This is a genomic window from Telmatobacter sp. DSM 110680 (genome assembly GCF_039994875.1).
GTDB lineage: Bacteria > Acidobacteriota > Terriglobia > Terriglobales > Acidobacteriaceae > Telmatobacter.
The window spans coordinates 2733428-2756507 of record NZ_CP121196.1 but is presented as its reverse complement, the minus strand read 5'-3'; the positions used below and the strand labels follow the sequence as shown (position 1 = coordinate 2756507).

At 54.6% G+C, this 23080-nt stretch carries 11 protein-coding genes; 7 read left to right on the top strand and 4 right to left on the bottom strand.

Annotated elements, in window-relative coordinates; translation table 11 throughout:
- Positions 1-12 precede the first annotated feature (12 nt).
- The 5 genes from P8935_RS11355 to P8935_RS11335 all read left to right on the top strand — a co-directional run bounded on the left by P8935_RS11355 (position 13) and on the right by P8935_RS11335 (position 7548).
- Positions 13-3201, top strand: coding sequence for a CusA/CzcA family heavy metal efflux RND transporter (locus P8935_RS11355; protein ID WP_348265113.1), 3189 nt, complete (start codon positions 13-15; stop codon positions 3199-3201).
- A gap of 4 nt (positions 3202-3205) precedes the next feature.
- Positions 3206-4507: a TolC family protein gene (locus tag P8935_RS11350; protein WP_348265112.1), complete on the top strand. Its 1302-nt coding sequence runs from the start codon at positions 3206-3208 to the stop codon at positions 4505-4507.
- A 51-nt stretch (positions 4508-4558) separates the two neighbouring features.
- Positions 4559-5209 carry a bifunctional 4-hydroxy-2-oxoglutarate aldolase/2-dehydro-3-deoxy-phosphogluconate aldolase gene (locus tag P8935_RS11345; RefSeq protein ID WP_348265111.1) on the top strand — a complete coding sequence of 217 codons (651 nt, stop codon included), beginning with the start codon at positions 4559-4561 and terminating at the stop codon, positions 5207-5209.
- Positions 5210-5473: 264 nt separating this feature from the next.
- Positions 5474-6853: an ATP-binding protein gene (locus P8935_RS11340; protein ID WP_348265332.1), complete on the top strand. Its 1380-nt coding sequence runs from the start codon at positions 5474-5476 to the stop codon at positions 6851-6853.
- Positions 6850-7548 carry a response regulator transcription factor gene (locus P8935_RS11335; RefSeq protein ID WP_348265110.1) on the top strand — a complete coding sequence of 233 codons (699 nt, stop codon included), beginning with the start codon at positions 6850-6852 and terminating at the stop codon, positions 7546-7548. The genes P8935_RS11340 and P8935_RS11335 overlap by 4 nt, the downstream gene beginning before the upstream one ends.
- A gap of 10 nt (positions 7549-7558) precedes the next feature.
- Here P8935_RS11335 and P8935_RS11330 read toward each other — a convergent pair whose 3' ends face one another.
- From P8935_RS11330 to P8935_RS11320, 3 genes are all read right to left on the bottom strand, one after another.
- On the bottom strand, positions 7559-7984 hold the full coding sequence (locus P8935_RS11330; RefSeq protein ID WP_348265109.1) for a hypothetical protein: 426 nt from the start codon (positions 7982-7984) through the stop codon (positions 7559-7561).
- Positions 7985-8434: 450 nt separating this feature from the next.
- Positions 8435-10468: a hypothetical protein gene (locus P8935_RS11325; protein ID WP_348265108.1), complete on the bottom strand. Its 2034-nt coding sequence runs from the start codon at positions 10466-10468 to the stop codon at positions 8435-8437.
- Positions 10469-10820: 352 nt separating this feature from the next.
- Complete coding sequence (locus P8935_RS11320; RefSeq protein WP_348265107.1) at positions 10821-13994, bottom strand: M14 family zinc carboxypeptidase; 3174 nt, start codon at positions 13992-13994, stop codon at positions 10821-10823.
- Between the two features lie 299 nt (positions 13995-14293).
- Between P8935_RS11320 and P8935_RS11315 the strand changes: the two genes are divergently transcribed.
- Positions 14294-17920 carry a discoidin domain-containing protein gene (locus P8935_RS11315; RefSeq protein ID WP_348265106.1) on the top strand — a complete coding sequence of 1209 codons (3627 nt, stop codon included), beginning with the start codon at positions 14294-14296 and terminating at the stop codon, positions 17918-17920.
- Between the two features lie 86 nt (positions 17921-18006).
- Here P8935_RS11315 and P8935_RS11310 read toward each other — a convergent pair whose 3' ends face one another.
- Positions 18007-21684, bottom strand: a complete 3678-nt coding sequence (locus tag P8935_RS11310; RefSeq protein WP_348265105.1) for a carboxypeptidase regulatory-like domain-containing protein — start codon at positions 21682-21684, stop codon at positions 18007-18009.
- Between the two features lie 200 nt (positions 21685-21884).
- On the opposite strand from P8935_RS11310, the gene P8935_RS11305 reads away from it, so the two are divergent.
- Complete coding sequence (locus P8935_RS11305) at positions 21885-22994, top strand: LacI family DNA-binding transcriptional regulator (protein WP_348265104.1); 1110 nt, start codon at positions 21885-21887, stop codon at positions 22992-22994.
- Positions 22995-23080 lie beyond the last annotated feature (86 nt).

Sequence of the window (23080 nt, the reverse complement as noted above, 5' to 3'; positions counted from 1 at the left end):
CTGAACGAGCGAATGATTCGTACATTGGTAGACTTTGCACTCAGCAACCGCTTTGTCGTTCTCTCGGCGACTGTATTGCTGGTGTTATGGGGAGCTGAATCCTTCCACAATTTGCCCGTGGAAGCCTACCCGGATATTGCGGATAACTACGTTACCGTCATTACGCAGTGGCCGGGGCGCGCAGCCGAAGAAGTTGAGCAACAGGTCACAATTCCCGTTGAGACGGAGATGAATGGGATTCCGCATCTGACTGCTCTAAGGTCCGAATCGATCTTCGGTCTCTCGTTCGTGCTCATGATCTTCGACGATGAGTCGCAGAACGACTGGAACCGCGAGAAGGTTCTGGAGCGACTCACACAGGTGAACTTTCCTCCTGGCCTGCAAGGGCAGATCGGCACCGATTGGAGCACGGTTGGGCAGATTTACTGGTACACGCTGCATAGCTCGAACCCGAAATACGACCTGATGGAATTGAAGTCCATTGAGGACTGGACGCTCGAAAAGCAGTTCAAGTCGGTCAAGGATGTAGTTGACGTATCGACGTTCGGAGGCACTACAAAGGAGTTCCAGGTACGCGTCGATCCTAACAAGCTCGTCTCCTACGGGCTCAGCATTGGTCAAGTTGAGCAGCAGCTAACCAACAACAATACAAACGCCGGTGGAAGCTTTGTGGAGACCGGGCAGCAGCAGATGAATGTGCGTGCGCTTGGCCTGTACCGATCCGTGCAGGATATTGAAAACACCGTTCTCACGACGCAAAAAGGAACTGCATTGCGGGTGAAGGACATCGCCGAGGTCGCTCAGGGCCCGCGAATCCTGCTTGGAGCCATGGCGAGGGCCGATCATCTACCTGACGGGACGATCATCGACAATCCAGACGTAGTGCAGGGTGTTGCGTTGTTACGCAAGGGGGCAGATGCTCAGCCTGTCCTGGATGCCATTCACCAAAAGGTAAAGGAACTGAATGATCGCATCTTACCCGAAGGCGTGAAGATTGTTCCCATGCTTGATCGATCAGATCTGCTGCACTACACCTTGCATACGGTGCTGCACAACATGGCCGAAGGAATGATTCTCGTCACCATCATCTTGTTTCTCTTTCTCGGCAATGCACGCGGCGCCCTTATCGTCGCGCTAACGATTCCATTCGCATTGTTGTTCGCGTCGATTTGTCTGGATCTGAGCAAGATTCCGGCCAACTTGCTCTCGCTGGGCGCGCTGGACTTCGGGATGGTCGTGGATGGCGCTGTAGTGATGGTCGAGAACATAGTTCGCCACATGAGTCGCGGAATCGGCCCAAACGGGGCTAATGGTGCACCCCAAACCGATATACAGCCTGCATCGTCGAAATCGCCTGCCGAAGTGATCCGCGACGCCTGTCACGAGGTACAGCGGCCGGTTTTCTTTGCAATCGCGATCATCATTACCGCCTATTTGCCAATCTTTACGCTGCAGCGCGTGGAGGGAAAGCTCTTCAAGCCGATGGCATGGACAGTCGCCTTCGCACTGCTGGGTGCACTGACGTTTTCCATACTGATTGCACCTATGCTTTCGAGCGTGCTGTTTCGGCGGAGTATCAAGGAATGGCACAACCCGATCATGGTCTTCCTGACCGTGCAGTACAAAGGGCGACTGCGGTGGGCAATTCGGAATCGCAAGATCGTGTTTGGGGCTGGTCTGGCTGCACTGGCCGTCACCGTTTTTCTGGCTTTCAGTGGGGTCATCGGTTCCGAGTTTCTTCCTCATCTTGATGAGGGCGCAATTTGGGCGCGAGGTTCACTCAGCAACAGCACAAGCTTGAGCGAAGGCAAGGACTTTGCGACCAAGGCGCGACTGATCCTGGCCTCGTTTCCTGAGGTCACAAAGGTCGTCTCACAAGCGGGGAGACCTGATGACGGCACGGATACTGGCGGATTTGGCAATACTGAATACTTCGTGGATCTCAAACCGAAAGAGGAATGGCGGGCTGTCTTTCACGGCGACAAGGACGAACTCATTACAGCTATGAGTCGAGAAGTATCAAAGCTGCCTGGCGTCTTCTGGAACTTCTCCCAGCCCATCGAAGACAACGTCGATGAGACCTTGACGGGTACGAAAGGCGGGTTGGCCGTCAAGGTCTACGGTGACGATTTGAAGACGCTGGAACAGAAAGGCGAAGAGATCATGCAGCAGATGTCCACTGTTCCGGGGGTCAAGGACATCGGTCTGTTTCGAGATATGGGCCAGCCTAACCTGAATTTTGCCGTTGACCGCCAGGCAGCGGCCCGCTTCGGAGTCAATGTTGCGGATATTCAGGACGCTGTCCAAACGGCAGTCGGCGGTAACGCGGTGAGCCAGGTGCTGCAGGGTGAAGCACGCTATGACGTCGTGGTGCGTTACAAAGAGCCCTATCGAAACAGCCAGGAGGCAATCGCAAACATCAGGCTGCTTTCTCCGTCAGGTGAGCGTGTATCACTGGCGCAACTGACGAAGATGCAGGTGCAGGAAGGCGCGTACGACATCTTCCGGGAAGCGAATCAGCGCTATGTCGCGGTGCGCTATGAAGTGCGTGAGCGGGATCTGGGCACAACCGTCAACGAGGCCATGGCCAAGGTGGAGAAGAATGTTCAGCTGCCCAGGGGCTACCACATTCAGTGGTCTGGCGAAAACGAGAGCCAGAAGCGATCGTCGCAGCGCCTAATGATTATTGTCCCGCTAACGGTGTTGGTGATCTTCATCATCCTCTATTCAATGTTCCGATCAGCGAAATGGGCATGTCTGATTCTCTCCGTCGTTATGCTTGCGCCGCTCGGCGGATTGCTTGCACTGCTAATCAGCCGGACACACTTCAGTGTCTCGACGGGAGTCGGTTTTCTGGCGCTGTTCGGCGTTTCCGTACAGACAGGCGTGATCATGCTTGAATACATCAATCAACTTCGTGCGAAAGGCTTCACCGTTGAAGACGCAGCGATAGAAGGAGCCGTACTGCGGCTGCGTCCGATCATGATGACAATGCTGGTGGCTACATTTGGATTGATTCCCGCCGCAATGTCTCACGCGATTGGTTCCGACTCGCAGCGGCCGTTTGCGATCGTAATTGTTGGTGGGCTGATGGCCGCATTGCTGATGAGCCTGGTTTTGCTGCCGACTTTGTACGTGTCAATCGCAAGGGATGGCGATAAGCTCCCGGCGCCGGATACGGGGGTGTCCTTTGAACATTAAGAACATGAACCTGCGAGGTCACGCAGTTTCAACGCGGTGGTTCTTACGTATCGCGGCAGTCGGAGCACTTGCGGGCATGTTCGCAGGCCAATCCTTGCATGCGCAGACGAACCTGTCGTGGGACGCCATAAAAGCAGAGTTCGAGAGTGAAAATCCCACTTTGAAGGCAGACGCTCTCAATGTGGATGAAATGAAAGCTGAAGAGATTACCGCATTTTTGAGGCCCAACCCGGGGTTCACACTCTCGTCGGATGGAACGCAACTTGTCCCCCACAATGGCGTTTGGCAACCCTTCACGGGTACACAGGTGCAGACCAACTTTAGCTATCTCCACGAACGTGATCACAAGCGCGAGTTGCGCCTGCAGAGTTCGAAGGAAGGAACACAGATCAGCAGATCACTGCACGCTGATCTGGAGCGGAATCTTCTTTTCAATCTTCGCGTCGCGTTTGTCGATGTTCTACAAGCGAAGGCGATCCTGGGCCTGACGAAGCAGGAACTCGACTATTACGACCGCATTATCGAGATCAGTCGTGAGCGCAATAGAACGGGCGCGATGGCGCAAATTGACCTGGACCGGGTAGAGTTGCAGCGCGTTCAGTATGAGTCTGACTGGCAGACGGCCGAGGTCAGCCTGCGCACCGCAAAGATTCAGCTTCTGCAATTACTGGACGATAGGACGCCGGTTGATCAGTTTGATGTCCAGGGCCCGTTTGAATTCTCAGATGTGCTAAAACCGCTTGAAGATTTCCGGCAGATTGCTATGGATAACCGGCCCGATCTAAAGGCTGCGGTTGAGTCAATCCAACAAGCAAAGACAAACTACAAACTGGCCGTTGCGAATGGATCCACCGATCCGACGTTCAGTGGTTGGTACACCTACAACCCATCCTTCAATAATCCCAATGATCAGCAAACACTTGGAGTCAGCATTAGTGTGCCGTTGCGCATCTTCGATCGAAATCAAGGCGAAAAGAAGCGCACATTGCTCGATATTGATCGAAACCAGAAACTAGAGGATGCTGCGCATGCGCAGGTCTTCAGTGACGTCGACTCAGCGTACGCACAGGTCAACAGCAACATCATTTTGTTGCGTCCGTACAAGGACAAATACCTGGAGCAGGCGCTCCGAGTCAGGGAGACCGTCACGTACTCGTGGCAGCGAGGTGCAGCTTCACTGATGGACTTCCTGAATGCACAAAGCGACTACCGCCAGGTCCAATTGGCTTACGTGCAGTTGATCGGGTCGTATTTAACCGCCGCGGGTCAGCTAAACCTGGCTGTTGGTATCGAGGAAATCCATTAGTAATCCAGTAATCACGACTTGCAACGTTCTCGAAAGGCGGGCAGGAAGAGAATGACTCGCGAAGAAGCTAGAACTCGGATTGAGGCGATCGGTATATTTCCGGGCATTCGCGTCGGCTCCGCAGATCAGGCCTTGTATTGCGCCGAGATCCTCTACGCGTCGGGAATTCCCATTGCCGAAATCCCCATGACCGTGCCGGATGCCGTGGAGATCATTCGCCGAATCGCGCGTGAATTTCCCGACTTGGTAATCGGCGCTGGAACTGTTCTCGATAGTGAGACTGCATATCGATGTATCGATGCCGGCGCGCGCTTCATTACCAGTACCGGATTGATTCCGGAGGTGGTCGCTGCCACGCTCGAGGCAAACGTCGTCGCCATTCCCGGCGGCCTTACACCGACAGAGGTAATTGCGTGCTGGAAGGCTGGCGGGGACTACGTGAAGATTTTCCCGGCCGCTTCTCTTGGCGGCGATCTCTACATTCGTTCACTTAGGCTTCCCCTCCCGCAGATCCCCCTGATTGCAGCCGGCGGCGTGAGCCAGCAGACCGCTGAAGGCTTCGTTCGGGCTGGCGCTTCTGCCCTCGGGGTCGGAATGGAGCTTCTCCCCAAGGAGGCCGTTGCAAAGCGGCAAAATCATCGCATTCAGGAACTTGCACGCCGCTTCCTCGGCCTTGTCCAGAAAGGACGCTCGTCGCAATAGAGTTCAGCCTTCACTATGCAAAGCCGCTAATGTTTGAGCGGATTTAGCTTCGATCAGTATTGGGACACGCGACAGATCGCGAGCAGTCCTCACGAATCCTTTGTATCTCATTTATGGTTTGTTGACGCTCCCGTAGATATGCTTCGCTCATACCCGGGTAACCAGCGCGCTATGAGAATTTCCCAAAGCCTTCGTGAACATGGTCCGCGGGGTCGGCTTCGTTTTCTTGCCGAATCGGCTGGAGGAAGCTGGGTTGTGATCCTGATGTGTTTTTCTGGTTACATCCTGCACTTCAATTCAGCCCCGGTAGGTTTTCTTTGCCTGCTTATCGTTGTTGCCGAAGCAATCCTATTTGGGTTCTGGCAAGCGACAGTCGTGTCCTTTGTTGCCGCTGCGTGCCTGGATTTCTTCTACTATCCGCCGTACCTGACGCTCAACATCACCGATCCGCAGGATTGGGTGGCACTTGGCGCATTCGAGATAAGTGCGCTGGTGGTCAGCCGGGTATCCTCTCGCGAACAGCGGAGTTCGCAGGAGGCCAGTTTGCAGCGTGTGGCGATGGAGCAGCTATATGAACTGAGTCGCAGTACGCTGTTGATCAACCTCCACCAAGCGCCTGGGCCACAGCTTTCGCAACTAATTCGCACGATCTTCTCAATCGACGGCGTCGCGATTTTCGACGCGAATGCCGGCAAGTGTGACACAGTAGGCGTATTTAGAGAAGGCGAAGAATATCTCGCGAAGGAATGCTATTTCATTCAAGAAGACAAGGACGACCCTCTCACCGGAATCTCAGTCAGAGTCTTGAGAATCAGAAATGCGTCTGTCGGGGCAATCGCCATTCGTGGCGCGCTGAATCCGCTTGTAACGGATGCTCTCGCTTCGTTGGCGGCTATCACGCTTGATCGCTGCGTGTCGTTTGAAAAAGAGATCCAGATTGAGCGGGCCCATCAAAGCGAGCGTCTGCGCGCCGCGGTGCTTGATTCACTTGCGCACGCCGTTAAGACGCCTTTGACAGCTATTCAGACGGCTGCCTCCGGACTGCGGGAAGTCGGTGCTCTCAATACCTCGCAGACGCAGTTGGTCTCACTAGTCGAGGACGAGTGCAGTCAGCTCAGCCAGCTTTGCAATCGGCTCCTTCAAACAGCGAAGCTCGATGCCGAAGAAGTGACTCTACATAAAGCCGAGATAGCGGTCTCTGATCTCGTTGGGCGCGTAGTGCGGGAACAGTCCCCGCGTATGGCGGGACATGCCATCGAGGTCGCATTTCCGGAGTCTTCTTTGAGAGTCAGGGGTGACCCGGAGTTGCTTTCAATGGCATTGGTGCAATTCCTGGACAATGCCGCAAAGTATTCGTTTGCCGGCCAGAGGGTCAAAGTGTGCGCATGGGAAAGTCACTCTGAAGTCACGATCTCGGTACACAACTTTGGGCCCGCCATTCCAATTTCTGAGCGAGAGAGTATCTTCCAGCGCTTCTACCGGAGTGAAGGGTCAAAAGCGACGGCAGAGGGCACGGGCGTTGGACTTTCGACGGTAAAGATGGCGGCCGAAGCGCACCGAGGTCACACGTGGGTTATCAGCGACGAGAGAGAAGGAACGACATTCTTTCTTTCACTACCGCAAGTTGGAAGGAGATCAGATTGAACGAAAATCAGTCCACTGTACTTATAGTCGACGACGAACCTTCGATTCGCATTTCACTGCGAACGATTCTTTCGGGACTTGGCTTCGTCGTCGTGGAGGCTGCACGGGGCGAAGAAGCGGTCTCGCTAGTCCGCACTGCGCACTTCGACATCGTTCTTCTCGACATCAATATGCCGGGCTTGGGCGGGATCGAGGTGTGCCGTGTGATGCGCAAAAACGAACCGCTTCTTCCGATCGTCATGCTTACCGTACAGGGGAGCGAAGATCGCAAGGTGGAAGCGTTGGATGCTGGGGCCGATGATTACATCACCAAGCCGTTTCAACTTCGCGAGCTCATTGCGCGAATCCGAGCCGCTGTTCGCCGCAACATCATTGTTGAGGATCAAAACAAGCAGATCCTGATCGGGGATGTCCGGCTCGACATTGAGCGGCATCTGGTGCAGAAAAAAGGTAGGAACGTCCACCTGACTCCAAAGCAATTTGACTTGCTCCATTACTTGATGGCGAACGCAGGTAGACCTGTGCCGCATGCCAAACTGCTCAGAACAGTCTGGGGGCCTGAATACGGAAATGAGCTGGAGTACCTGCGAACATTCGTGCGACAGGTGCGAATGAAGATCGAGGACGACCCAGCGAATCCGGCGTACCTCCTCACCGAATCGCACATTGGCTATCGATTTAGCGAGTCTGTGTAGCAAACTGAAGTTAGCGTTCGATGCTCGCGCGATATGCATTGGCGCGACCATAACACTCGTCGGCTTTGCTCCTATATTTCCTTATCAGTTCACGGGTGTATTCGACTTGTGTCGCGTAGGTCCGGGGATGGAAACGAATGACGAGCAGCCGTTCGAGTTCTTTCACTTCCTGATTAGCCTTTTGTTCAAACTCCAAAGATTGAAAATCAAAGTAGTCGGCGAGGCGTTCGAAATCTTCGGTAGTTTTTGCGTCTCGAATCATCCTTTTGATTTCAGTTCGCTTGTATCTGGGTGGCTGATCGGACGCGCGAGCGTCGAGGAAAGTCCGGCTAAACCCATTCTTGCTGTAGCCATGCAAAGACGTCTGGCTTGCAGCCACCTCTGCACACACGATGCACATTGCAGCCAATGAGAAGAGTGCCCTTATCAATCTCATGAAGATTGATTCTCCTAACATAGGCAGTATCGGAATTGTGGAATTAAGTAGGCATGAAGTGGGCGTGAGGATATTAGAAGGGTTTTATAAAAGTTCGATACCTGGCCATATTCAATGTCGGCGACTTGATCATAGAGCGACCTCTGCGGCGAGGACGCAATATCTCCACTCTTTCGCGCCCATCATTCCAGCCAGAGGCACGAATGAATTGGCCGGAGTTACCGTTCTTCATTAGGTCCTCGGTGCGCGTATTGACAAACGGAACCCAAAAACAATTCCGGCTCAAGAGCGCGCGATAATTCTGATTGCATACACTCTACGACTGCCGGCACCAGCCTGTCCTGAGGAGGGAAACAAAAGACCGTGTGTTTGAAGTGGCTGGGCTACCGCGGAGGTGATTCTGATCGAACGCATCGTCCATCTCGATGATCATGCGCTGTGTCTGACACGCTAAGGTTGAATTGCGATGCCCAACACTGAATATGCCGGCACGGTTACCGCGATGGTGATTGTTGAACCGGACTGCGAAGTCTCGAGGCTGCGACGACTAATTGAGTTGCCATTCTCCACCTGAAACAACGTCGCGGTTGCGGATGAATAGCCCGGATTCTGCACGGCGACGGATTCAGTGCTGGCCTGTCCTGTGGGATTCACAATAAGAACGGAATCTTGCTGCTGCGTGTAGAAAGCAGCCACGACAATTCCGGCGCCTCGCGCCTGCGGTGCGACAGAGGCCGCAAGAAACCCTCCGCTATTCATATCCAGATAGTCCGCAGAAGCCATCAGCTGGTACGCGTAATACTGCGGATATGGTTCGGGCGATTGGTTGGGAGACAAATCGCAGTTCATGCTGCTATTCCAATCGCCGACTACACAAAAATACGGATTTGTATTCGCTGAGTAATACGTAAGCTGGCCGGGCGCGCGTTGCGCTCCATCGTAGACTGTGTCGAGCATGTCGCTCACATAAAGCGCATTCCAAACCGGCGCATAAGTTGGATCGTTGCGACAGCAATCCTTCTGAAATTCCCAGTTCGTATTGAACTCGTCGACATATACAGGGGTCGCGGGTCCAAGCGGCTGTTGCCCCGCAGCCACCAGTGTTTCAGCCTGCGCAAAGATCGCAGCAGGGCCGCTCGACTTATCCTGTGTGAGCTGATACAGAGGCGTTCCCGAAGCGTAGGTGTCCCACGTCGCAGCAAGATCGTTGGAACCGCCAACGTAGTTGTGGTAGCTGACGAAATCTACGTAGGGAGCGGTGCTCGGATTAGTAAGCAATGCGCGGAACCATTCCTCGTTAAGCTCTGCGGTCGTGGGCCCTCCAACACGAATAGTGACGCCGTCATTCGCGGCCTGGCTTTTCATCATTGGCGCCGCAGCGGCGTAAAGCTTGAGGTAAGTCTGCAACGGGTCGGCTTTAGTGCATAGGCCGCCCGTATCCGGCTCATTCCAGATTTCGTAATCGGACACCAGGCCGGGAAACTTTGCGTCGATGTGCGCGACAATGGTCGCGGCAAGTTGCCCCCACACCCGCATATCGGACGGAGCGGCCTTAGTCTTATCGGCCTTGCAGGAATTCGGGTGAGGCTGCAGCCAGTTCGGCGTGTATGCAATCTGCAGTAGAACGTGGAAGCCCGCAGCGCGAAGATCGCCGAGTTGTGGATCAAGGTTTGACCAGTCCGGATGCCCTTTACTTGTAAAAACATCCTGCAGATTTGCGTAGGTACGCGACAGTTTGAATCCTGCACGCGCCACGAGTTGCTCATCCGCCAAATTCCGTAGCCAGTCAACGTGGTTAATCCCCAGAATCCCCGCAGGAAGCGCATGCTGCTGACCGCTGCGATTGCCAAAGTCCACAACGATGCCGGTGCCTACTGTAACGATCGCCTGATCACTCTGATTGGACTGAGTATCCGTGCCCTTTACGATGTGCGTGCCTGTGCCGGCGGGCGCGGTATACACGCCATCCGCCGTGATCGTGCCAACCGTACTGCTGCCACCGGCCACTCCATCCACCGTCCAGGAGACATTGCTGCTGGCCACCCCGCACGTCTGGGCATGGAATGCCTGCGCGCCCGAAGGCGGAAGCGTGGCGGCACTCGGAGAGACATCGAATCCTGGATTCGCTGTTACGTTTACCGTGGTGCTCGCCGTGACGGTCGTATCGACCTTGCTCGTGGCTTGTATGGAGTGTGAGCCCGCTATGTCGGGCGCTCCATAAAGGCCATCTGTCGAAATTGAGCCAGTGGCACCATTACCGCCTTTCACTCCATCCACAAACCAATCAACCGCAGAACCGGAAAGGTTTGAGACCTGGGCGGAAAACTGCGCCGTCCCGGCCGGCAGAATGCACGAAGATTGCGGTGTAATCGTGATGGAGCCAGAAATCGGCTGAACAGGTTGCACGGGGGCTGCTTGTCCAGCGCGTGTGACGTACTCATAGCAGCCGGACAAGGGGAAGACCGTGGCAAAGACCGCCAGCAACCAGAGCCTCGAACGTCGGCGAGGGCGAAAAAGAGAGGAATACCGACTCACTTGAAAGCAACATGTATATAGGTTTGAAGCCATAAATAAAACTGACCACCCTCGGAGCGGTAGCAGAAAAAGGCAGCTATCTCACTAGTTGCTTCAAAGGAACGAAGAGATGCCCGCAAACCGTTGATTGCTTCAGGTTTTGAGACAAATTGAGCGATTGCGTCCCGTATGTCGGTCCTTCAGACGCGCGCTCGCAAAGAGAATGTCAAGGCGGAGAATGACCGCCATCTGACAATTCGTTTTTAAGCTTCATCGGGCAGAATTCTGTGCAAGAGCCTCCGGGACAGAGTCGACATAGCTATCAAAACGCAGTCTTCGCGGGTTTAGCAGTGGCGCCGGCGGGTGCTTTTCGCCCCACATCCAGATGGTCGAAATTGAGCGCAGCATTGAGTACAAGCATGAAACTGCCTTGTGTCTCCTGACGCCACATCGGATTATTGGCGAAGAGCACAATGTGGCCGCGGCCTGACGGCACATCGACAATTGCCGGCGCACCCGCCAACTCCGAACCTCCCGCGAGCATGCCGCTGATCCACAATTCTTTTTCGTCAGCGAAGCGCAGGATGACACGCGGATAAAGCGAGGGCGGAGGAAGTTCGCTGCTGAAGAAGACACGGTTTTGAGGGTCCACATATAGTTCCTGTGCCGCGCGGCTCCGCTCCGGTTGAGCCTCCGGTGTCGTCCAATTGCGACCCTGCGGAATGTCAGGATCAGTGGTGGAACCGCGTCCGCTGGGACGCGAGGCTTCTGACGCTGCACGCCCTTCCCCCGTCAGCGAGACTTTGAAAACTGGCGCCTGGTTGAAATACACGCCTACTGACTCGTCGTATCCATAAGCAATCGGGCTTTTGGCATCCTCCACCTTAGCGCGGACGATGGAGCCGCGCGCCTGCAGTTGGTGCGTTTCCGCAATCGTGACGGAATCAGTTAAGCCCAGATCGACGGCAAGATGCGTACTCGAACCGACAGCGATAAATAGCCCGCCGTCTTCTACGAATTGCTTCAAGTGGGTTAAACCTTCAAAGCCAAGTCCGCCGCGTATGTCGGGAGATTCGTCGATGCCTCCCCAGTTTGGCGTGACATCGGATTTTTGCCATGGGATAGGACCGGCATCGGTGCCATCGGGCAAGATGCGCTTTGGGATGCCTGCAAGAAGTTCGCGCAAATCAGAAAATGTGGGTGGAAAGAGGATGACGTCGAATTTGTCGCGCAAGTTAGGCGTGGTGCGCACCGCGGTATCGGAGATGTACGTATAAGGAACTCCCGTCGCTTCAAGAGCCAGTCGAAACCATCCTTCATTCTGTGTACTGGTCCAGGTATGAAGCAGGGCAATCCGTGGCGCTGTCAGCGCGTGACGAGCTACTGCAGGTTCCTGCGCTACGCTAACGACCTGAATGCCTAACTCACTCGCGGCCTGTCGCAGGTCCGACTCCAGACCAGGCGAGTTGCCATCCACCGGGAGAAGGAACGATCCAGCGGCGAACTTCTTGTCGGCCGCATCAAACGATTCCTCCGCCGCGAAGATCTTTGCATCTTTCAAGCGATAGCGCAGCGCCGCCAGGTTTGGTTCGGCGTTGGCTTGGATGATGTAGCACTTGACCCCCGGAGATTTTCCCTTGGCAACAACTGGTGCCGCAACACCTCCATTGAGATTGCGCGCCGGCCCGTCCACCATCGTGATGGGTGCTTTCAAGATCGCGGTATCGGTGATGCGCAGAGTACTGACGTTGCGCAGCGGTCCGAGTGTCCAGCCCGTGTCATCGTAAGGGCGTGGATCAGCTGTCGAGTAGTACTGCGTATCGAGGAGCATGTCCACCATACGGCTGTAGGGCTGATCCATGCGGATGATGTAGCTGCCCTTTGGGACCTTGATAATTTTGCTCTCAAGTTTTTTGGCGTCTGCGTCTTTAGCAGCGTTGTTACTTTCAGGTTTATCGGACCCGGGCTTGTCCTCTTTCTTTGCCTCGCCTTCTGCCTTCTTTGCGTCTCCATCAGCGGCTTTCTCGGGCGCAGTTGCAGGCTTCGCTTCAAAATCCTGATCGAGCCTTTGCACCTCGGCGCCTTGGCTTTGCATCAGCCCTGCAAGCTGGGCGGCGAGTGCTGGCCGACGGCCATCGTTTAGAATCGCCCATGCCGCCGGGCCTTCCGTGGTTGCCTTGGCTACCGAGCGTTTGCTCTTGAGATAAAAATTGCTGAGAAACTCCTGCGGATGCTGGGCGAGATAATCAAGTGCCAGCAGCACGCCGCTCTCCTCCAGATTGGTGTTGTTGCGCAGCGACCACTTCACCTTGGGAAGCGGCGGGTTAGGGCGGTACCAGGTGCGCGATGTCTCCGACGGACGCAACGTGCGTTCGGTGGACTCGGGGTACAGGTTGCCGAAGGTCTCGTAAAACCGCCCAATGGAGTTGTGGCCGTTCGCCACATAGAACATGTAGTTCGGCGCCCACCCATCGTAAAAGCCGTGGGTCCATACCCCGACCACACCCTTCTCCGTCAGTTGTTCCACCTCGTTGTACGCCATCTTCTGCCACTCGCTCACCACAATGGGATCCAGCCACGCATTGTAGGGACCGGTGCCGGTCGAGATATATAAGTACGGCTCAGATTCGTGGAGATCGTGCAGCACCTGCGGATGCCACTCGAGAAACTCCTTCATCATCATTTGCGATAGCTTGAGACCCATGCCAATCGCGTCGCGATTATTGTCGTGCTGGACGTAGTGTCCCCAATAGACGAGGTCGGGTTGCGGCCTGGTGGGATAAGCCTTGCGGTAATTGGTCCAATCCACCATGCGATCGTGGCCGTCCACTTCCACGATCGGCGTAATCAAAAATACCGTGTTCTTGCGGATGCTCTGAATCATCGGCGTGTCTTCAACCGCCAAACGATATGCCAGTTCCATCAGCATCTCAGGCGAGCCGGATTCCGGTGAGTGAATGGAGCCGGAGGCCCAGTAGAAAGGCTTGCCGGAAGCAATGAGCTGCTGCGCCTCGGCTTCCGATAACTTGCGTGGGTCAGCGAGCTTAGCGGTGATCTCCTTAAGATGGTCAAGCTGTGCGATGTTTGCTTCATCGCTTACCGCAACCAACACGAAATCTCGACCCTCTTCCGTTTGTCCGACTCTGAAAACCTTGACGCGTGGCGAAGCCTTGGCTAATTCGTCGTAGTAGCGATAAATATCCTTTGAGTATGTCAAAACGTCGGGAGCGCCGACGATGTGGCCTAGGACCTTTTCCGGCGTTGGAACAGTCGCCGAGGCTGGAAGATGATCAACAAGGTCGGTCAGGAAAAACGGCTGAGTTGTGTATTCCTTAATTTTCTTCGTGTAACCTTCATCGTTCGCAGAGCTGCTTTGCGAGCTTGCCGGAACTGCGACAAGACTGAGCACTAACGCTGCGCTCGCGACACACCGAAGCTGCGAAAACGAACGCCGCGCGATTACCGGAAGACTCATATCGAAACTGGGCCGATTCATCCTGGGATTCTCCTGCCTTCGTGAATGTTCTGCAAAACCAAAATTGTTTGGGGATATCGGAAAGCGCTCGACTTGGCCTCACCACTATTTGCAAATCGAATGCACGAATCATATCTACTCGAAGCCGGAGATTGGAAGTAATTCTGTGTTTGCCGATTCACATTCGAACTCAGCACGCACTATTACGCTTGCTGCAATGAAAACGATGCCATTCGATTAGAATTGCGTCCGAGTCCGACATAGCACAGAACAGGCTCTCAAAAAGCCAAACCTGTCATACAGGTGTTTACGGAGAGAACGTGACGACATCGAGAAGAAACTTCCTGAAGACTACCGCAATTGCGGGTGCGACTGTGGCGGTAGATCCGTTTTCCGCTTTTGCTGAACTAAGCCCCGCGACCGCAACTGGAACTTCGCAGACGACAGCGAGTGGCGGAGCGCATGCCATCGAGTACACGCGTGGCATCGGCGTCTATCCCGGAGAGCCGAGTGCGGATTTCGGCCCGACGCTTGTACCTGACGCCACAACCTATCGCAATCTAGCGCTTTTGCGACCGGCTTATCACTCCAGCAGTTACGACTACAATCTCACCGCCCAGCTCATAACCGACGGAATGAAGTCGGAAGGCTTGCCGAAATGGATCGTTGTTTCGGAGCCATCTCAAGGTCCGATATCTAAAGAGAATCGCGAAACGATTGTCGACCATGCACCCATGAATGCGATGGAGTTTCATGGCATGCGCGCGCACGTCGACATTCAACTTGGAGGCGGCGATTCAGCTCCGGAGATTGACCGCATCCAGCTCTTTGTCGTCTCCCCTTACCAGGCATCGGCAGCTTCGCTGACATTCACGATATCGACTTCCGAGGACGGACGCGTATGGCAGACGGTGGGCAGCGCCTCTGCGCCGGAGCCGGCCTCGACCGCGGGATATCCGCCGGACTTCTGTCCTCCCAACCACTTCTTCACTCCATTTATTACGCTGAACTCCGTCAGCCGGAGCCGCTTTTATCGAATTGAATGCGCAATGGGATCCGCCAACGAAAATGCTCAAGCCTCTGGAGCCACGTGGAAGCTCGGACAGGTAGCTTTTTATAAAGGCGATCAGCGGGTCGAGGTTGGCGGCCCTTACAGCTTCACCAGCGCATGGATGAGCGCCGGGACAGGCCAGGAATGGGTGTACGTGGACCTCGGCTCAAAGTGCCAGATCGACCGCGTCAAACTCTATTGGATTGCCCGTGCTCTTCAAGGTTCGGTGCAGATTTCAGACGACGCGGAAAGTTGGCGCGATCTCCAATCGCTCGCCGGCTTGTCGGGAGCGATCGATGATCTGAAGCTTCCACAGCCCGCTTCAGGGCGCTATGTTCGCGTGCTCATGACCCAGGCAAGTTCACCCACTGGATACATTGTGAGTGAACTCGAAGTCTTCGGCCGCGGCGGTTTCTCTGCTAAGCCCAAATCTGCTCCACAGCCCCGTGGGGACGGCAAACAGATACTCGCTGGCGGTTCGTGGCGCATCCAACGCGCAAACCTCGTGAACGACGCTGGAGAAGCACTATCGAAGCCCGCCTTCCAGGACAAAGACTGGCTGGTCGCGACGGTGCCCGGCACAGTGTTGACCTCTTATGCGAATGCCGGCGCGATTCCTGATCCCAATTTCGGACAGAATCAACTGCATATATCGGACTCCTACTTCTACTCCGACTTCTGGTATCGCACCGAGTTCACCGCACCATCAAAATTGCCGCAGCAATTCGCTTGGCTCAACTTCGACGGAATTAACTGGAAGGCCGACGTATTTCTGAATGGCGAAAAGCTGGGCAGGATTGAAGGCGGCTTCATGCGCGGCCAGTTTGACGTATCGCAAAAGATTCTACCGGGCCGCCTGAACGCGATCGCCGTTCGTATTGAGAAAAATGCAACGCCCGGCAGTTGCAAGCAGAAGACGTTTGAAGTCTGCGCGAAAAACGGCGGCGGCCTCGGATCCGACAATCCTACCTACCACGCAAGCATTGGATGGGATTGGATCCCCACAATGCGCGGGCGAGACATCGGAATCTGGGGAGACGTTTCGTTAACCATCACCGAAGCCGTCACAATCGAAAACAATTTCGTTTCCGCGAAGCTACCGCTTCCGGATACGTCGTCCGCAGAACTGACCATTCAGACCGATCTTGTTAATCACGAGGCTCATGCGTTCGATGGCACTCTGCACTTCCAGATGGGCGAAATACGGATTGAGCAACCCATCCACCTTGCCGCGGGGGAACGGAAAACGATCGTTCTGGACCCGTCTTCTGCGCCAGCGCTTCACTTGAAGGCTCCGAAACTTTGGTGGCCCGTGGGTTATGGCGATCCCTTTCTCTACGACGCGCAACTTTCCGTCGAGACCGGCGGAAAGACAATCGATAAGAAAGCCTTTCAAGCAGGAATCCGTCAGATGACTTATAGCGAAGTTGGAGGCGATCTGCGCATCTGGATTAACGGACGCAGGTTTATCGCCCGCGGTGGTAACTGGGGATTCGGCGAATCGATGCTTCGCTATCGCGCGCGCGAATACGATGCCGCTGTGCGCTATCACCGCGAAATGAATTTCACGATGATCCGCAACTGGGTCGGTCAGATTGGCGATGATGCATTCTACGAGGCCTGCGACCGCCATGGAGTTGTGGTGTGGCAAGACTTCTGGCTGGCCAACCCATGGGACGGTCCCGAGCCTGACGACAACGAACTCTTTTTGAGGAATGTCAAGGACCTCGTACTGCGCATTAGAAATCATCCTTCGGTCGGTCTCTACTGCGGCCGAAATGAAGGCTTCCCTCCCCCTCCCCTTGAGCAGGGGATTCGAAAGACCCTTGGGGATCTGCATCCAGACCTTCATTACATTCCGAGTTCCGCGGACCAGGTGGTGAGTGGACACGGGCCATATTGGGCTAATCCGGCGCGATTCTATTTCAATGCTGCAGACAAGAAACTGCACAGCGAAATCGGTGCGCCAAATATTCCATCACTCGACAGTGTGCGTTTGATGATGCCCGAGAAAGCGCTCTGGCCACAAGCACTCGACTGGGGCCTGCACGATTTCTGCCTGCAAGGCGCAATGAATGGTGCCGGATTCCGCACCATCATTGAAAACAGCTATGGCGGAGCGACGACTGCCGAGGAGTGGATCAGGCTGGCCCAATATGTAAACTACGATACCTATCGCGCCATGTTTGAGGCACAGAGCAAGTACCGCATGGGAGTGCTCCTCTGGATGAGCCACTCCTGCTGGCCGTCGTTCGTGTGGCAGACCTACGACTACTATTTCGAACCGACGGCTGCGTATTACGGATGCAAAAAAGGCTCGGAGCCGCTACACATTCAATGGAACAGCGCCGAGGAAACCATTGAGGTGGTAAATTACAACGCCGGAAAAGTCACCGGCCTCACGGCGTCGATTGAAATCCTGAACATGGATGGAAAGCGAGTGGACCTGAAAACCGCTCCGCTTGACAGTGCAGAGGATTCAACCACAACCTGCTTCAATATGAGGTATCCAAATGGACTGTCGCAGGTTCATTTCTTGCGCCTTGCACTCGGCCGTGGATCTGAAGTTCTTTCATCGAATTTCTATATGCGTGGACTGCAGCAGAATGATTTTCGCGCCATTCGCGAGTTGCCAACTCCAAAATTGACGACATCTACTACTTCGTTGCGTAAGGCAGATCGTTGGCAGCTTTCCACAAAGCTGGAGAACACCGGAGACTCGCCCGCCCTGATGGTGCGCGTGAAAGCAGTACGGCAAAAGACGGGTGATCGCATTTTGCCAGCAGTTTACTCAGACAATTACATCGCGTTAATGCCCGGAGAATCTCAAACGATCACCACTGAGGTCAACGAGGCTGATACACGCGGCGAGAAACCAGCCATCGTACTTGCCTGAGTAAAGAGATCGGGTATGAGTCGCTACACTCAATGGCCAATCGCTCTTCGGCGATTGGCCATTGATTTATAAGGTCGACCGGCAGCTTAGAACGTGAACTTCGATCCAAACTGGAACTGACGGGGCTGATTCACCGTTGACGTGATCAGTCCGAATTGAGCAGCTTGCGACGGGTCCGATTGAACGGCAGTGATGCTGGGTGTGCCGGGCGTGCCAAGCTGCGCCCGGTTGGCAATGTTGTAGGAGGAAACCTCAAATCGGATATCTTTTTCCTTGCCGAATGCAAAGTGCTTATAGAGTGAAATGTCAAAATCTCGTGCACCCATGGTCCGTACGTGATCAAGATAGGCCGGCGCATTGCCGGGTACAAACGGGCTGGAAGGAATTGCGAAGCAGTTGTAGTTGAACCAGGTTGCAGCGGTGTGAGGCGCGCCACTGGCTGGATTGCAGGTAAGATCAGGCCGCTGATTGAAGTACGAAATCGGTGCACCGACTCCTGGCGTTGCAATTGGAACACCGGTGCTGAGATAAGCAATCAAGTTTCCGGTCCACCCGCCAAGCACTGCATTCCCCACGTCGCTCAAGTCCAGTGCGCGCCCTTTGCCAACCGGCAAGTCATATGACACCTCTCCGGTAAATTGATATTTCACATCCTGCGGGCTAATGGAGTGCTCGAGACTCAGATTGCGCGCATCTTGCGCCGAGCCGAGATGAGTTCCAACGAAACCCAACGGTGGATTGCCATCATCCGTCATCAGCTTGGCCCATGTAAATGAAGCAAGTGCGGTGAAGTGATGCGTGAGACGCTTTTGTACTTTTGTTTGAAGCGAGCTATAGTCAGAGTCGCCGCCGGGATAGCCGTGCACAACTACGCCGTTGCCGGCGCCATAGCTGCCATTTCCAAATTGCGGGTATTGCTGCAGAGAGACCCAGAGCGGAACAGTGGCCGCGCCAAAATTCGAATTCGTTGACGGCTGAATTGGTGCCCATGTGTTCGCCACCATCGTGCAGTTCGGATCAGACGTATCTACGCACAGCGAGTAGTTGTACTTTTGAATCGTCGCGAGATCAAGCTGATTCAGGTCGAGCGTGCCAAGAGGCAAGAAGAGACCACGGCTTCCTACATACCCCGCACTGAATACCACCTGATGCGGCAACTCGTACTCGACACCAAAATTGAAGTTATAAGTAGTCGGCGTGCGCTGCGAATGCAGCATGGTGTTGAGCGAGTTGCCAAGATTGTTTGCGAGGCCGGTAGGATTGGCAATCAAGGGAACAACTCCTCCGGGAAACGGATCGCTCAGAGAGTAGGCGCCTGTAAAACTCGGTGCCGGACTCCCGGGCGCAGCTCCGTTGCAGGCGGACGAGCCGTTAAATACGGTGTTGCCATCGGCATTGAAACAGGTGGCATTCCAGGTTGTCGATGAAGAGAATCCATCACTATCCAGACCCGTTCCGCCGACCATGTGCGGACTTGGCCCGAAGTAGATGCCGCCTCCCGCACGAATTACTAACGACTTCACGGGTTGCCACGCAATACCGATGCGCGGCCCCAAGTCCTTCATATTCGTGGTGAACGGCGAGCGATTGCCGCTGGTGACATAAGCCTCGGCGCCTGTGTAACTCACTCCCGCTGCTGTGGCGGATGCTGTCGGATTGAAGTATTCGAAGCGATTGTGGCGCTCAGTCTTCCCGCCAAAGATGTCCCAGCGCAGACCGGCGGTGATGGTCAAAGTTGTGTTCGGCCGAAAGGTATCTTCGACGAAAGCGGCATAGTAGGGACTTGCCTCTGCGGCAAAGAGGTCCTTTGTAAAGTTGGGATAGTTCCCTGACTCAGTGCCTGGAGGTGTACCCATTCCGGTGAGGAATGATGCGAAATCGCTGCCGCCAACGTAATTTCCACTCGCAGGATTGGTCTGCTGGTCAGTTGCCGAAATGTCGAACGCGTAAGATCCCGAAGCAGCCGGAGGTTGACCGACGTTCAGGAACCGCTTCATGTATTCGAAGCCGGCAGAAAGTTCGTGTTTGTTGAGAACCTTGGTCACCGAAACATTAGCGTCGTTGTTCTCACTGGCGTATTGAAAGGTGTTGTAGTCAGCTGTGCCGCCGATACCGCTGCCATTATCGTTGAAGATGACAAACGGAAGAAGCTTGTACACCTCCTCCGCAGCCAGCGATGATGGGAAGCCGAGCGTCGTGATGTCGAAGCCGTTCTGTCTCGGATCACCGCCCTGGTTCTCGTAATGGCGGGTGAAGGAATAGCGCAACTGCAGAAATGTTGTCGGACTAAGCGTCAGATCATCCGCCAGCAGAAAGTTGCGGCCATTGGTCACGTTCTGCGCGTAATTTAAGTCCCACATGTTGTGGAATGCATTGTAAGTCGAAGTGAAGAGCCGGTCGAAAGAGAATCTGCCGAAGACCCGCTGCCTCTCGCTCTTGACCCAGTCCATCCGGACATCGAACCTTTGGGCAGACGTCGGATCAAGACCAGGCGCAAAGTAATTAAGCGAAACATCGTCAGAGCTTGCGTCGCAGGTAGTTGGGTTGGGGTAATTGCATTTTGGGAATTCCGACAGGAATTTCAATGCAATCGGATTCGGGTTCGAAATCGTATTGTTCGCGAATGCCTGACGCGTTCCGTCCGGATTGTCCGGCTGCGTGGGATCGTAGATAGTAAAGCTATCGGCCGAGAAATCCCCCGTTCGTTCCGCCGTTGTCGGAACAACAAAGTAGTTTGAGCCATCGAACTGCTGCTGTTGCGTAGCTTCGTAATCGCCGAAGATAAAGAGCTTGTCGTGCAGGATGGGGCCGCCAAATGCGCCGCCTTCCTGGTACCGATGAAAGGACGGCGGCGTATTAGAAGTTCCACTAGCGATCTGGCTCTGCTTGTTGAAGTATTCATTTGCAGCGAGCACATCGGGCCGAAAAACACCGAACAGATCGCCGTGAAAATTGTTGGTGCCGGACTTGGTAACAAGGCTTATGACTCCAGCGCCGCCGCTCTGATAGGACGCTGGCGTGTTCTGGGTCTCCACGCGGGTCTCTTCAACGCCGTCCTCTGGAATGTCGAGCGCAGGGATGATCGCGGCAACGTTGTTCTCCGCAATCCCCAACGGGCTGCCGTCGACCATGAAATAAACTGACCCAACAATCGCCCCATTAATGGTGTAGGAAGAGACGTCTACGCCAGGGCGGCCGCTGGAGATGTTTTGAATGGCAAACGAGCTCGATGAATTCGGCGCGCCATTGGCCGGGGTGACACCAGCGCTCAACTGAATGAGATCGTAAACGTTTCGCGTCAACAACGGAACGCGATCGATTGTATCGGCATTGATCAACTGTCCGACCGTTGAGTTGCTTGCTTCCACCAGAGCCGTGGCGCCATTCACGTTCACGAGTTCGCTCGCGCTTCCAATTTTTAACGCGAGATTTATCTCAGAGACCTGGTCCACTGAGACAGTAATGTTCTTTTCAACGAGTGTTTCGAAACCCTTCGCGCTTGCGGTCACCTGGTATTTGCCGGGAGCGAGCGAAATAAAAGAATACAAACCGGAAGAATTGGACGTCGTTGTGAGTTTCAAACCGGTCGCCTGGCTTTGCGCAACAACACTGGCACCTTGAATGATCGCGCCAGATGGATCGGTTACCAGCCCGCTGATTGACCCTCTCCCAGCCTGCGCAAAGGCTCCAGAAGTGAAGGCGATCAGCACGCAAATAAGGAAGAGGAACCGCGTTCCCGCAGTCCGCGCACACTGGACGTTCATGGCTACCCCCGGGGTCAAACGCCTTATTCAAACGTTTGAATCTCTTGACAGCAGAATGTAGAATCGTTTCTTTTACATGTCAAGCACAAAGTGCTTGATTGGTTTTCGACCATGGCCCTACGCAGCCTTTCCAGACCGAATGGCGTGGGTATGTGGCAAAATGACGCGATTGCCTGACGTAATTGCAAGGGGGAGGCAAGATGGTCCAACGCAAATCCGGCCACGTGACTCTTTTGGATATCGCACAGGCATGCGGATACTCCGTCTCAACGGTCTCCATCGTCCTGAGCGAAGCTCCGCTTTCACAAAACGTCGCCGCCTCGACTCGCGACCGAATCCGGAAAATGGCAACTCAGCTCGGGTATCATCCCGATGCCTATGCTCGTTCTCTACGCCGTCGTCGCAGCCAGACTATCGCCGTGCTTGCGTATGATCTGTCAGACCCGTTTTGCATCCCCATTGTTCATGGAATACAGGCCGGCCTTCAGCCAGGGGATTATCTACCTCTTCTCGTCGACGCGCAGACGCAGCGCAAACTCTTCGACAGTTATCTCAGGATGATTCTCGAGCGAAGGGCTGAGGGCGTCATTGTGATTGCTAGTTGGATCTTCCAGGAAACAAATCTGCTGGAAGATGTCGAAAAGAATCAAGTTCCAATTGTCATCGTGGGGCGTGATCTCACCCCAAAGAAGATCAGCTCTTTGCTCGTAGATAACGAAGCAGGCGGCGCGCTGGCCATGCGCCATCTCATCGATCTTGGACATCGCCAAATCGCTATCGTTCGTGGACCAGAAGAGCTTTTTGATACAGAGCCGCGTTGGGCTGGAGTGCAACGCACCGCGGTGGATGCGGGGATTCACCTTGATCGCCGGCTAGTGTTTCAGCTTCCAAACCTGACGGATTCAATCTCGGGGTTTGAAGGAGGATTGCGCTTCTCAAAGGAGATGATTGCATCTGGACGTGCATTCACAGCCGTTTTGGCATTCGACGATCTCACCGCGCTCGGCGTCATACGTGGGCTCTCCGATGCGGGCCTGAACGTACCCGGCGATTGTTCGGTGGTTGGTTTTGATGATGTACTGCCAGCCGCCGTTTCCACTCCCGGCGTCACCACCATTCGCCAACCGCTCCATGAAATGGGTCTAATGGCTTCGGAATGGACTTTAGAGGCTCTCAAGTCTCGCGAACAGAATAGGAAGCCAGTCAAACTGTACAAAGCTCCGCCGGAGCTTGTAGTGCGTACGTCGACCGCGCCCAGAATGCCGGCGTCGCGCCGCAGCGGTCCGCCAAAATCGCGCTTGACAATCTAACGTTCGCGGGAGATATTCGCAATTCAAACGATTGAACTTAACTCAGCGAAGTTCCGAACATGTCTTGTTGTTGAAGCACAAAGGTG